Genomic DNA, 12,346 nt, shown 5'->3' on the forward strand with positions numbered 1-12,346 from the left:
GGCACTCCGTGACCACCGAGCACCAGGTACTCAACCCGGCGACCGAAGAAGTCGTCGCGATCGTCCCGGCCACCACCGCGGCCGAGGTCGACACCGCTGTGCGCCGGGCAGCGGCCGCCCAGCGGATCTGGGCGGCGATGGCCCCCGCGGACCGCGCGCGCCTGCTGCGCCGTTTCGCCGCGGCCGTCGACGAACACCGCGAGGAGCTGGCCCGGCTGGAGGTCCGTGAGGCCGGCCACACCCTCGCCAACGCCCGGTGGGAAGCGGGCAACGTCCGCGATCTGCTCGAATTCGCCGCCGGGGGAGTCGAGCGGCTCAGCGGCCGGCAGATCCCGGTCCCCGGCGGCATCGACCTCACCCTGCTCGAACCCCTCGGCGTCGTCGGCGTGATCGCGCCGTGGAACTTCCCCATGCCGATCGCCGCCTGGGGCGTCGCCCCCGCCCTCGCCGCAGGCAACGCCGTCCTGCTCAAACCCGCCGAGACCACGCCGCTCACCGCTCTGCGGCTCGCCCGCCTCGCCCTGGACGAGGGCCTTCCCGAGCATCTCTTCCAGGTGCTGCCCGGAGCCGGTGCCGAAACGGGCAACGCCCTCGTCGAGCACCCAGGCGTCGCCAAGATCGTCTTCACCGGCTCCACCCGGGTCGGCAAGCAGATCATGGCCAGGTGCGCCGAGCGTGTGAAGCGGCTGACCCTCGAACTCGGCGGCAAGAGCCCCAACATCGTCTTCGCCGACGCCGACATCGAGGCCGCCGCGGCCGCCGCACCCATGGCCTTCCTCGACAACGCGGGCCAGGACTGCTGCGCCCGCACCCGCATCCTCGTGCAGCGTTCCGTCTACGACCGCTTCCTCGAACTCCTCGCCCCGGCCGTCGCCTCGGTCGTCGTCGGCGACCCGTCCGACGAGAAGACCCGGATGGGGCCGCTGATCTCCCGGGCCCAACTGGAACGCGTACGGTCGTACGTCCCCGAGGGTGCGACCGCGATCCGGGGCGGCGCACCCGAGGGCCCCGGGTTCTGGTTCCCGCCGACGGTGCTGACCGACGCCCGCCCCGACTCGCCCGTGGCCACCGAAGAGGTCTTCGGACCGGTCGCCGTCGTCCTGCCCTTCGAGGACGAAGCCGACGCCGTCCGGCTCGCCAACGCGACCGAGTACGGCCTCGCCGGCTCCATCTGGACCCGAGACGTGGGCCGCGCGCTGCGGGTCTCCCAGGCGGTCCAGGCCGGCAACCTGTCCGTCAACTCCCACTCCAGCGTCCGCTACTGGACCCCGTTCGGCGGCTACAAGCAGTCCGGTCTCGGCCGGGAACTGGGCCCCGACGCCCTCGCCGCCTTCACCGAAACCAAGAACGTCTTCATCAGTACGGAGGCCTGAACCAGCATGACCACCGACACCGAGAACATCTGCCGCCGCCTGGTCGGCCGCACCGCCGTCATCACCGGCGCCGGCAGCGGCATCGGCCTCGCCACCGCCCGCCGCCTGGCATCCGAGGGCGCCCACGTCGTCTGCGCGGACATCGACGAGACCGCGGGCAAGGCCGCGGCCGACGAGGCCGGCGGCCTCTTCGTACGCACCGATGTCACCGACCCCGAACAGGTCGAGGCGCTCTTCAAGGCCGCGTACGACACCTACGGCTCCGTCGACATCGCCTTCAACAACGCGGGCATCTCGCCGCCCGACGACGACTCCATCCTCACCACCGGACTGGAGGCCTGGAAGCGCGTCCAGGACGTCAACCTCACCTCCGTCTACCTCTGCTGCAAGGCCGCCCTCCCCTACATGCGGCGCCAGGGCCGCGGCTCGATCATCAACACCGCGTCGTTCGTGGCCGTCATGGGTGCGGCCACCAGCCAGATCTCGTACACCGCGTCCAAGGGCGGCGTGCTCGCCATGTCCCGCGAGCTCGGTGTCCAGTTCGCCCGCGAGGGCATCCGGGTCAACGCGCTCTGCCCCGGGCCGGTCAACACCCCGCTGCTCCAGGAGCTGTTCGCCAAGGACCCGGAGCGCGCGGCTCGTCGGCTGGTGCACATCCCGGTCGGCCGGTTCGCGGAGGCCACCGAGATCGCGGCGGCGGTCGCGTTCCTCGCGAGCGACGACTCCTCGTTCGTGAACGCCACGGACTTCCTTGTCGACGGTGGAATCTCCGGCGCGTACGTCACGCCCGTCTGACCGGCCCGTCGTCGCGCGCGTGCTCATGGCTGCACGGCCGCCCACGTCAAACCGCCCGCCCCGGGCTCCCGTTGAAGGCGGAACCCTAGAGTGGAGGCATGAGCAACGCGACACCGCCCGGCTGGTACCCGGACTCCGCAGCCCCGGGCACCGACCGGTGGTGGGACGGCACGGCATGGACCGCTCACACCCGGCCGAGCACGCCCGCACCGCAGCAGCCGGTCCCACCCCCGTACGCAAGCGGAGGCAGCGGCGGCGGGGGCGGCATCCGGATCGTGACGACAGCGACGGCGGCCCTGGTCGTCCTCGGCGCGGCCGTCACCGGGGCCGTCCTGCTGGGCCGGGACGACGGCGGTACGGAACCCAAGTCGTCCGGGCCGACCCGCTCCGCACCGCTCCCCACCGCCACCACCACGTCCGGCGGGAACGGTCCGGCGACGGACCCGACACTGCTCGTCGACCAGCTCAACGGCATCACCCTGCCGATCCCCGACGGCTGGGAGAAGCCGGAGAGCACGGTCGACAAGGCGCTCACCATGCGCACGGTCGACTCCTACACCTGCCCCGGCGACTCCTCCGCCTTCTGCTACCACGGCACGGTGACCACCCGTACGGCGAGCGAGACGGACCTCACTTCCGCCGAGGCCCTGGCCGAGCAGGACATCGCCACCGCTGCCGACAAGGCGTACGAGGAGAACGTCGTCGGCGACCGGATCCACGGAGGCATCACCTCCCACGAGCAGCTGAGATCCGCATCGGTCAGCGTGGCGGGCCGCACGGGCTACGAAGTGCGCTGGCGGGTCCACACGGCCGAGGGACCCGGCGGCTATGTGCAGTCGCTCGTCTTCCCGTCGACGGTCGGCAGCGAATCGCCGGTGATCGTGCGCTACGCCTTCGACGCAGGACCCGACGGACCGCCGCTCTCCCTCATGGACACCCTCACCCGGGCCATCCGGCCGATCGACGACAGCGACACCAGCGGAGGCGTCGGCAGCTCCGTGGCTCCCTGACACCCGGTCAGGAAGTCAGGGAGTCAGGAGGTCAGAGGAACGTCTGCCCCTCGCCGCGGTACGTCGGCACGGTCGCCGTCACCCGGTCGCCCTCGATCAGCTGCAGCTCGTCGAAGCGCTCGCACAGCTCACCGGCCTTCGCGTGCCGGAACCACACCTTGTCGCCGATCAGCAGATCGTCGGCCGGGGCGCCGAGCAGCGGTGTCTGCACCTCGCCGGGCCCCTCCTGCGGGTCGTAGCGCAGCCCCTCCGGCAGATACGGAACGGGCAGCCGGTCCGCCCCCGCGGCCCCCGACGCCGGGTAGCCGCCGCCGAGCACCGTCACCACCCCCACGCCGGGCCGCCGCACCACGGGCTGCGCGAACAGCGCCGCCGGGCGGGCCGAGAACGACGTGTAGTTGTCGAACAGCCGCGGTGCGTAGAGCCCCGACCCGGCCGCGATCTCGGTCACCGCCGGCTCCGCCGCCGTGTGCTGCACACTGCCGGTGCCGCCACCGTTCACGAACTCCAGATCCGGCGCCACCGCCCGCACGGCCCGCACCACCTCCGCCCGCCGGGCCGCCAGCTCCTTGCGGGCCGTCGCCTGCATCAGCCGGATCGCCCTGGAACGCAGCGGCCGGCCCGTGAGCGAGTCCCCGACCCCGGCGATATGCCCCTCGTACGCCATCAGACCGACCAGCCGGAAACCGGGCCTGCGCGCCACCGAGCGGGCCAGCTCCGCGAGCTGGGCGGGGGAGCGCAGCGGCGAACGCAGCGCCCCGATCCTGACCCGGCCGCCGAGCAGCCGCAGCGACGTGTCCAGCTCCAGACAGACCCGGATCTCCTCCTGGCCACCGGCCCGCGCCGCGTCGATCAGCTCCAGCTGCGCATGGTCGTCCACCATCACCGTGACCGCGGCGGCCAGCTTCGGGTCCCCGGCCAGCTCGGCGAAGGCGGACCGGTCGGCCGACGGGTAGGCCAGCAGTACGTCGTCGAAACCGGCCCGGGCCAGCCACAGCGACTCGGCGAGCGTGAACGACATCACCCCGGCGAACCCCGGCCGCGCGAGCACCCGCTCCAGCAGCGTCCGGCAGCGCACCGACTTGCTCGCGACCCGGATCGGCTTCCCCGCCGCCCGGCGGACCAGGTCTTCGGCGTTGGCATCGAAGGCATCCAGATCGACCACGGCGATCGGGGCGTCGAGATGTGCGGTGGCCCGCTCGTAGCGGGTCCGGTCAGCGGCACGCGCAGTCATGGCCGCAGCTTGCCAGACGCCTCTACCGCTGGGTAGGGGGACGATCGGGGCAGATCCCCCAGGGGCACGACGCCCGACTCCCGCCGGGCCCGCCGCAGCCCGTAGAGTAACGACACGCGGCGACCAACGGGCCTGCCCGTGAAGGTGATCCGCGAGCGGTACGGAACGTGGACCAGGGGGGCGGATGAGTACCGAGGCGCAGCGCGCTCCCGTGCCGCCCCGCCCGACGGCGCCACCACGCCCGGCCGCACCGCCGGACGCCCACGGGAACCCGGGGCGTACGACCGGGGCGACGCCCCCGCCCGCGACCCAGGGCCCGCAGCCGACGGCCCCGGCCGACCAGGCTCCGGATGCGTCGGCGTCCGGCGCGCCCGCGCCCGCGCCCGGGCCCACCGCACCTGCCGTTCCCACGCAGGACGCGCCGACGCACGCACCGCATGCTCCTCCCGCGGCCCCGACTTCCCCGCACCCGCCGGAGCTGGAGCCGGTGGAGACGACCACTCGGCTCCGCGTCGTGCCCGCGGCCGCTGCCGCCCCCGCCCCCACGGCTCCGCCCCGTCCCGGAACGACGCCGCGCCCGCCGACCCGGCGGCGGCCGGTAGGGGCTGTGGATCTCACCCCGCATCCCGGCGCGACCCCGCCGCATCCCGGCGGCTACTTCCCGCCCGCGCATACGCACTCCCACGCCCTGCCGTACCCCAGGCCCGAGACGCCCGCCGAGACCACCACCCGGCTGCGGCCCGTCCGTACCCGTCGCCCCGCACGGACAGCCGCTGCGGCGGCCTGTGTCGTGCTCGGGCTCGGGCTGATCGGCGGAGCGGTCACCGGCAGCTGGCTCACCAGTGACTCCTCGGCCGACGCCGGTGCGCGCAACCCCTACGCCATTGGACGCACCGTCTGGCACAACGTCCCCGTGGACACCCTGTTCCCCCGCACCCTCAAGGGGGACGGCGCGGGGCCCGGCGGTGCGGACCGGGTCTGGACCCGGATCGCCGTCGCCCCGGACAGTGGCTGCACGACCGGCCTGGACCCGCTGCTGCTCAAGACGATCCGCCCGGTCGGCTGCGAGCGGCTGCTGCGCGCCACCTACGCGGACGCCACCTCCAGCAGCGTCACCACGGTCGGCATGATCTTCACCGAGGGCTCCACCGACGCGATGAGAGCGCTGAGCACCAGGTTCTCCGATCAGCACCTCGACGCGCGCACCGACCTGATGCCCCGTACGTACGCGGTCGAGGACACGGTCGCCGCCGGCTTCGGCGCCCGGCAGCGCGCCAGCTGGACCGTCCATGTGCTGACCGAGGTGCCGGTCGTCGTCTTCGCCGTATCCGGGTTCGCGGACGGACGTACGGTCAGCGATCCGCAGCCGGTCGCGAAGGCGATCGCCGCGGACGCGACCACGGCCGCCGCGCAGGCCGGACTCGGCCATGAGGCCAAGGGCATCGCCGACCGGATCGAGCGCGGGCTGCGCCGGACCGTCACCGACCTCTCGGAGAAGCCGCGATGAACAGCCGCCGCCACCGCCGCGCCCTCGGCGCGCTCTGCGCCGCCACCGCGTTCACGCTGCTCCCCGCCGTCCCCGCCCACGCGGACACCATCCGGCCGCAGCAGTGGGGGCTGCAGGCGCTGCACACGGACCGGGCCTGGCAGACCACCAAGGGCAAGGGCATCACCGTCGCCGTCGTCGACACCGGGGTCGACGACAGCCTCCCCGACCTGGCGGGTCAGGTACTGCCCGGCAAGGACCTGATCGGCTTCGGCGCCGGGCGCGGCGACCGTTCCTGGGCACGGCACGGCACCGCGATGGCCGGGATCATCGCGGGCCGCGGCCACGGCGTCGGCCGCGCCGACGGAGTGCTCGGCATCGCCCCCGAGGCGAAGATCCTCCCGGTCCGGGTGATCCTCGAAGCCTCCGACCCGTCCCGCGACAAGGCCCGCGAGTCCCGCGGTACGGCCCTGGCCGACGGCATCCGCTGGGCCGCCGACCACGGTGCCGACGTCATCAACCTCTCCCTGGGCGACGACAGCGCGTCCGCGCACCCCGAGGGCGGCGAGGACGCCGCGATCCAGTACGCGCTGAAGAAGGGCGCCGTCGTCGTCGCGTCGGCGGGCAACGGGGGCGAGAAGGGTGACCACATCTCGTACCCCGCCGCCTACCCCGGCGTGATCGCGGTCGCCGCCGTCGACCGGTACGGCACCCACGCCGCCTTCTCCACCCGCCGCTGGTACGCCACCGTCAGCGCTCCCGGCGTCGACATAGTGGTCCCGGCCCCCGACCGTCACTACTACATCGAGTGGGGCACATCGGCCGCCTCCGCGTTCGTCTCCGGCGCGGTCGCGCTGGTCCGGGCCGCCCATCCGGGACTCACGCCCGCCCAGGTGAAGGAGCTCCTGACGGACACCGCCCGCAGCTCCCCGGCGGGCGGCCGCGACGACTCCCGGGGCTACGGCATCGTCGACCCGGCCGCCGCGATCAAGGCGGGCGGCAAGCTGCGCAAGGCCGGTCTGCGGGCAGAGGCGGAGTCGGCCGGCTCCGCCGGGTCCACGAAGGCCGGCTACCGCAAGCGGTACTTCGGCCCCGGTCCTACCGCGCAGCACCGGGACGCAGGACCCGCAGGCTGGCTCGCCCCGGCCGCGGGCGGCCTGGGAGCCGTACTGCTGGCGCTGGCCGTGCTGCTGTGGCGCGACAGGAGAACCTCCGCACGCCGCTGAAGCCGTGGCGATCCGATCGTCCGGCCGAGAGGACGCTTACGCCTCACCGCGCCCCGTCGAGCACCCCGACCGCGGCCTTCGCGACCGACTCCACCCGCTCGATCCCCGTCGCCATCGTCTGCTGCCCGGCGGAGAGCACCGCCACCAGGTACGTGTGCCCGTTGCTCTTCACCTGCCCGATGCTGTTGATGTCCCAGAGGCCGGTGGCGCTCCGCGGCATCCAGCCGTTCTTCAGCGCCCAGTCGCTGCCCGCCGCGGACACCCCCCAATGCTGATCGGCCGCCACGTTCCGCATCAGCCCCTGCAGATAGGCACGGGAGTCCTCGGTCAGCTTCGAGTCCGTACCGAACACCGTCCTCAGCAGCACCAGCTGATCTGCCGCCGTGGTCCGGGTCAGCCCCCACGCGGCCGCGGCGGTCGTGCCGGCCAGGCCGAACCGGGTGTTGGCCGCGTCGAGCCCGCCCACCCCGCCGATCGTCCGCATCAGCGCGGTCGCAGCGGCGTTGTCACTGTTCTCGATCATGGTGACGGAACGGCTGCGTTCGTAGCCGGTGAGCTCCCGCCCCTGGTCCTGGGCCCGGAGCAGCAGCGCCGCGAGGATGTCGACCTTGACGATGCTCGCGGTGGCGTACGTCCCGTTCCCGTACACGGCACCGGCCCCGACCGCGGCGTCCAGCACCGCGACCGACACCCTGGAGTCGCCGGCCAGCGGCGCCACCGCCGCGGCCAGCTCCGCGTCCAGATCCACCTCGGGCTCCTCGCTCGTCACCACCGGAGCCGGTGGACCCGGAGCCGGTGAGTCCGCGGCCGACGATACGGAGGCGACGGGGCCGGGTCCCGGATCCGACCACCGGCCCACCAGATACATGCCGCCCGCAACGGAACCGGCCAGCAGGAACACGGTGGTCACGGACGCGGACAGTACGGACGTACGCATCTTCGTACTTGTCTTCGATGTCGGCAGGGTCATGGAACCGGACGCTAGGAAGAGCACCTGGCAACGGGCTGTGGTCCACCTGAGGGCTTCGTGAGAAACCGCACCGACTACGCTCACCCTGTGGCGCAGAAGAACATTCCGGACTCCGGTTACTCCGACGACGATGGCACGGCCGACCCCGCACTGACCGCGGCACTCGCCGCCTGGGCCGAGGACCGTACGGCCATCGGCCCAGTCCTCGAAGCGCTCACGGGCGCCCGCCTCCTGGTCCCCGTCGTCGCCGTCCTCGGGGAAGTGGAGGAGGACGAAACCGGGCTGCGCCGGGAGAAGACCAGTGACATGGCGGTGCCCACCCTCCAGGCCGGGGACCGTCGCGCCCTGCCCGCCTTCACCTCGACCGCCTCGCTGGCGCGCTGGGACCCGCAGGCCCGCCCCGTCGCCGTACCCCTGCACCAGGCGCTGCAGGCCGCCGCACACGAGAAGGCGGACACGGTGGTGCTCGATCTCGCCGGTCCCGTCGCTTTCGAGCTGACCGGCTCCGCGCTGCTCGCGCTCGCCGAGGGCCGCACCAGCGCCGACCCGCTGGACGACCCGGCGGTCACCTCCGCGGTACGCGAGGCGGTCGCCGCCGAGCCCGCGGTGATCCGCGCCCATCTCGTTCCGGGCCGGGCCGGCGGCACCCTCGCCCTGGTCCTGGCGCCCGACGCGGCCCCTGCCGACGCGGCCCACCGGGTCGCGGAGTCCCTGGCCGCCGACGAGGTGCTGCGCGCCCGGCTGGTGCGGGGCCTGGACCTGGCGCTGCTTCCGGCCGACGCGATCACGCCCGGTGAGCCTCTCTTCGCACGCTGATCGCCCGACCGGCCCGCGAACGACGTGAGCCCCCTGCTGCCCGGACGGGCAGGGGGCTCACGGTCGTCGAAGGAAGGAGAGGTGGCGGGGTGGGCTCAGCCGAAGACGGGGCCGGTGTACTTCTCGCCGGGGCCCTGGCCGGGCTCGTCCGGAACGAGCGACGCCTCGCGGAACGCCAGCTGCAGCGACTTCAGACCGTCCCGCAGCGGCGCCGCGTGGAACGAGCTGATCTCGGTGGTGCTCGCGTCCAGCAGGCCGGCCAGCGCGTGGACCAGCTTGCGGGCCTCGTCGAGGTCCTTGTGCTTGTCGCCGTCCTCGGTCAGACCGAGCTTCACGGCGGCGGCGCTCATCAGATTGACGGCGACCGTCACGATCACCTCGACCGCGGGAACCTCCGCGATGTCGCGGGCCATGTCGTCGAAGCCGGGGGTTTCACTGCTGGGGGTCGCGTCACTCATGAGCCATACGATAGGCCCACTCCTGCCCGCACCCGTCCGCGGGAGCTGCGTGAGCGGTTGTCCCCGCACGGTTCGCGCCACCCCCGGGGAGCTGCTAACCTTGTGTAACGACCGGCTGGGTATCTATGTGCCCGGCCCACAAGTGGAGGCTCCGATCTCCCACCTGACCATCCTTCGGGACGGCAGGTCACCGGTCAGGTGGCGCCCATCGTTCCGTACGGACGATGGAGCCGCCCGATGCGCCCCGCGGTTGACCGCGGCGGTGTTCCGGTTTTCCAGGAGCCCCGCCTGTGTCCCGTCCGGGGCATTTTTGATGTGCTGGTGCGGTTGGTCTCAGGAAAACAGACGTTACGTGGCTGTCCGCCAGGCGGCCGCGTGGTGCTACCGAGGAGGATCCATCAGCGCCGAGCCCCGCATCAACGACCGGATTCGCGTTCCCGAGGTGCGACTTGTCGGTCCCAGCGGCGAGCAGGTCGGGATTGTTCCGCTTGCCAAGGCCCTGGAACTCGCACAGGAGTACGACCTCGACCTGGTCGAGGTGGCGGCGACCGCCCGTCCGCCCGTGTGCAAGCTCATGGACTACGGGAAGTTCAAGTACGAGTCGGCCATGAAGGCACGTGAGGCGCGCAAGAACCAGGCGCACACGGTCATCAAGGAGATGAAGCTCCGGCCGAAGATCGACCCGCACGACTATGACACCAAGAAGGGTCACGTCGTTCGGTTCCTCAAGCAGGGCGACAAGGTCAAGATCACGATCATGTTCCGTGGTCGTGAGCAGTCCCGCCCTGAGCTGGGCTTCCGACTGCTTCAGCGTCTCGCTTCGGACGTCGAGGAACTCGGCTTCATCGAGTCGAACCCGAAGCAGGACGGCCGGAACATGATCATGGTTCTGGGCCCGCACAAGAAGAAGACCGAAGCCATGGCCGAGGCCCGTGAGGCCCAGGCCGCCCGCAAGGCGGAGCGTCAGGGCTACACGCCCGACGCCGAGGCTGCGGAAGAGGCTGCCGAGGCTCCGGCCGAGGCGCAGCCCGAGGCTTCGGCCGAGGCGCAGCCCGAGGCTTCGACCGATACACCTTCCGAGGCGTGACCTCAGGGGGCGCCATCCAGGCGGCCCCGGGTCCCCCCGGAATTCCCACCAAGATCTGACGCCCCTGCTGTCCGGTGCCCGCACCGCGAGGGGCGCCACTGACGAGGAGAGAACGGCGCGATGCCGAAGAACAAGACGCACAGCGGTGCCAGCAAGCGCTTCAAGATCACCGGCTCCGGCAAGGTGCTCCGCGAGAAGGCCGGCAAGCGCCACCTGCTCGAGCACAAGTCGTCCAAGAAGACCCGCTCGCTGACCGGCACGGTCGTCGTGGCTCCGGCCGACGCCAAGAAGATCAAGAAGCTTCTCGGCAAGTGAGGCCAGGCCCCCGGTGAATCCGGGGGCACGACCTCTGTCACACCGGGACCAATTCGTTTCCGGGCTGGGTGAGTCGATACCGTGAACACCAGCCCCGCTACAAGGAGTTAACAAGTGGCACGCGTCAAGCGGGCAGTCAACGCCCACAAGAAGCGCCGGGCAATCCTCGAGGCCGCCAGCGGTTACCGCGGTCAGCGCTCGCGCCTGTACCGCAAGGCCAAGGAGCAGGTCACCCACTCCCTGGTCTACAACTACAACGACCGCAAGAAGCGCAAGGGCGACTTCCGTCAGCTGTGGATCCAGCGCATCAACGCCGCTGCCCGCCAGAACGGCATGACGTACAACCGCCTCATCCAGGGTCTGAAGGCCGCCAACATCGAGGTGGACCGCAAGATCCTGGCCGAGCTCGCGGTCAACGACGCCAACGCGTTCGCCGCCCTCGTCGAGGTTGCCCAGAAGGCCCTCCCGAGCGATGTCAACGCCCCGAAGGCCGCCTGATCCAGGGCACACTTCTTGGCTTTGAGCCGGACCCGCAGGCGCTCGTCGCCTGCGGGTCCGGTGCGTTGCACGACGTGTTCCGTACCTTCGCCCGATCCGTACCTCCGCACGCAGAGAGGCCCGCCGCCGACCATGGGCACCCCCGAACTGATCTCCCCGCGATCGCCGCGTGTCGCCGCCGCCCGGCGCCTTGCCAGGCGCAACTTCCGCGGCAAGGAGCGACGGTTCATCGCCGAGGGGCCGCAGGCCGTGCGCGAGGCCGCCGGGCACCGCGCCGGCGACGGTGAGCCGACGCTGCTGGAGCTATTCGCCACCGTCGAGGCGGCCGAGCGGTACACCGACATCGTCGACGCCGCCCACGCGGCCGGCGCCCGGGTGCACCTCGCCGACGGCGACACACTCGCCGAGATGTCGCAGACCGTCACGCCGCAGGGCCTGATCGGTGTCTGCCGCTTCCTCGATTCGCCGTTCGAGTCCATCCTCGCCGCGAAGCCCACCCTGGTCGCCGTCCTCGCCCATGTACGCGACCCCGGGAACGCCGGTACGGTGCTGCGCTGTGCCGACGCCGCGGGCGCCGACGCGGTCGTGCTCACGGACGCCTCCGTGGACCTGTACAACCCCAAGTCCGTGCGGGCGTCGGTCGGTTCGCTCTTCCATCTGCCGGTCGCCGTCGGTGTACCGGTCGAGCAGGCGGTGCAGGGGCTGCGGGACGCGGGCGTACGGATCCTCGCCGCCGACGGCGCGGGCGACGACGACCTCGACGACGAGCTCGACGCGGGCACCATGGGCGGGCCGACCGCCTGGGTCTTCGGCAACGAGGCCTGGGGCCTGCCGGAGGAGACCCGGGCGCTCGCCGACGCCGTCGTGCGGGTGCCGATCCACGGCAAGGCGGAGAGTCTCAATCTCGCCACTGCCGCGGCCGTCTGCCTGTACGCCTCGGCGCGCGCCCAGCGCCCCCGCCGCACCACCGGCTGACCGCCCCGCACCCCCGGCCCGTACCCGGCCGCCCGGCGCAGCGCAGCGGTGCGCTTCCACGGGGTGTCGCTCCGTCACCGACGACTAGTAGGGTGACGGACTC

Annotated in this window: 13 protein-coding genes; 10 read left to right on the forward strand and 3 right to left on the reverse strand. The window is 72.3% G+C overall.

Annotated elements, in window-relative coordinates; genetic code table 11:
• Positions 1-8: 8 nt before the first annotated feature.
• From OHA03_RS25575 to OHA03_RS25585, 3 genes are all read left to right on the forward strand, one after another.
• Positions 9-1,373: an aldehyde dehydrogenase gene (locus OHA03_RS25575; protein ID WP_267006112.1), complete on the forward strand. Its 1,365-nt coding sequence runs from the start codon at positions 9-11 to the stop codon at positions 1,371-1,373.
• 6 nt (positions 1,374-1,379) lie between these two features.
• Positions 1,380-2,168, forward strand: a complete 789-nt coding sequence (locus tag OHA03_RS25580) for a 3-oxoacyl-ACP reductase (protein ID WP_267006113.1) — start codon at positions 1,380-1,382, stop codon at positions 2,166-2,168.
• A gap of 98 nt (positions 2,169-2,266) precedes the next feature.
• Positions 2,267-3,178, forward strand: a complete 912-nt coding sequence (locus tag OHA03_RS25585; protein ID WP_267006114.1) for a DUF2510 domain-containing protein — start codon at positions 2,267-2,269, stop codon at positions 3,176-3,178.
• A gap of 31 nt (positions 3,179-3,209) precedes the next feature.
• On the opposite strand, the gene OHA03_RS25590 is transcribed toward OHA03_RS25585, so the two are convergent.
• Entirely contained in the window at positions 3,210-4,412 is a 1,203-nt protein-coding gene (locus tag OHA03_RS25590; protein ID WP_267006115.1) for an amino acid deaminase/aldolase, read from the reverse strand.
• Positions 4,413-5,019: 607 nt separating this feature from the next.
• Between OHA03_RS25590 and OHA03_RS25595 the strand changes: the two genes are divergently transcribed.
• Positions 5,020-5,919 carry a hypothetical protein gene (locus OHA03_RS25595; protein WP_267008156.1) on the forward strand — a complete coding sequence of 300 codons (900 nt, stop codon included), beginning with the start codon at positions 5,020-5,022 and terminating at the stop codon, positions 5,917-5,919.
• Positions 5,916-7,124: a type VII secretion-associated serine protease mycosin gene (gene mycP, locus OHA03_RS25600; protein ID WP_267006116.1), complete on the forward strand. Its 1,209-nt coding sequence runs from the start codon at positions 5,916-5,918 to the stop codon at positions 7,122-7,124. The genes OHA03_RS25595 and mycP overlap by 4 nt, the downstream gene beginning before the upstream one ends.
• A 43-nt stretch (positions 7,125-7,167) precedes the next feature.
• On the opposite strand, the gene OHA03_RS25605 is transcribed toward mycP, so the two are convergent.
• Complete coding sequence (locus OHA03_RS25605) at positions 7,168-8,094, reverse strand: serine hydrolase (RefSeq protein WP_267006117.1); 927 nt, start codon at positions 8,092-8,094, stop codon at positions 7,168-7,170.
• Between the two features lie 87 nt (positions 8,095-8,181).
• Here OHA03_RS25605 and OHA03_RS25610 point away from each other — a divergent pair, with 87 nt between their 5' ends.
• Positions 8,182-8,910, forward strand: a complete 729-nt coding sequence (locus tag OHA03_RS25610; RefSeq protein ID WP_267006118.1) for an SseB family protein — start codon at positions 8,182-8,184, stop codon at positions 8,908-8,910.
• Between the two features lie 95 nt (positions 8,911-9,005).
• On the opposite strand, the gene OHA03_RS25615 is transcribed toward OHA03_RS25610, so the two are convergent.
• Entirely contained in the window at positions 9,006-9,368 is a 363-nt protein-coding gene (locus tag OHA03_RS25615; RefSeq protein WP_030968584.1) for a DUF1844 domain-containing protein, read from the reverse strand.
• 313 nt (positions 9,369-9,681) lie between these two features.
• Between OHA03_RS25615 and infC the strand changes: the two genes are divergently transcribed.
• The 4 genes from infC to OHA03_RS25635 all read left to right on the forward strand — a co-directional run bounded on the left by infC (position 9,682) and on the right by OHA03_RS25635 (position 12,243).
• Positions 9,682-10,455, forward strand: a complete 774-nt coding sequence (gene infC / locus OHA03_RS25620) for a translation initiation factor IF-3 (RefSeq protein WP_267006119.1) — start codon at positions 9,682-9,684, stop codon at positions 10,453-10,455.
• 120 nt (positions 10,456-10,575) lie between these two features.
• A complete protein-coding gene (gene rpmI, locus OHA03_RS25625; protein ID WP_030918579.1) occupies positions 10,576-10,770 on the forward strand; it encodes a 50S ribosomal protein L35 in 195 nt (64 codons plus the stop codon).
• Between the two features lie 114 nt (positions 10,771-10,884).
• Positions 10,885-11,268 carry a 50S ribosomal protein L20 gene (gene rplT / locus OHA03_RS25630; protein ID WP_003970214.1) on the forward strand — a complete coding sequence of 128 codons (384 nt, stop codon included), beginning with the start codon at positions 10,885-10,887 and terminating at the stop codon, positions 11,266-11,268.
• Positions 11,269-11,400: 132 nt separating this feature from the next.
• Positions 11,401-12,243: an RNA methyltransferase gene (locus OHA03_RS25635; RefSeq protein WP_267006120.1), complete on the forward strand. Its 843-nt coding sequence runs from the start codon at positions 11,401-11,403 to the stop codon at positions 12,241-12,243.
• The last annotated feature ends 103 nt before the right edge of the window (positions 12,244-12,346 follow it).

It is taken from the genome of Streptomyces sp. NBC_00154, assembly GCF_026342835.1.
Lineage (GTDB): Bacteria > Actinomycetota > Actinomycetes > Streptomycetales > Streptomycetaceae > Streptomyces.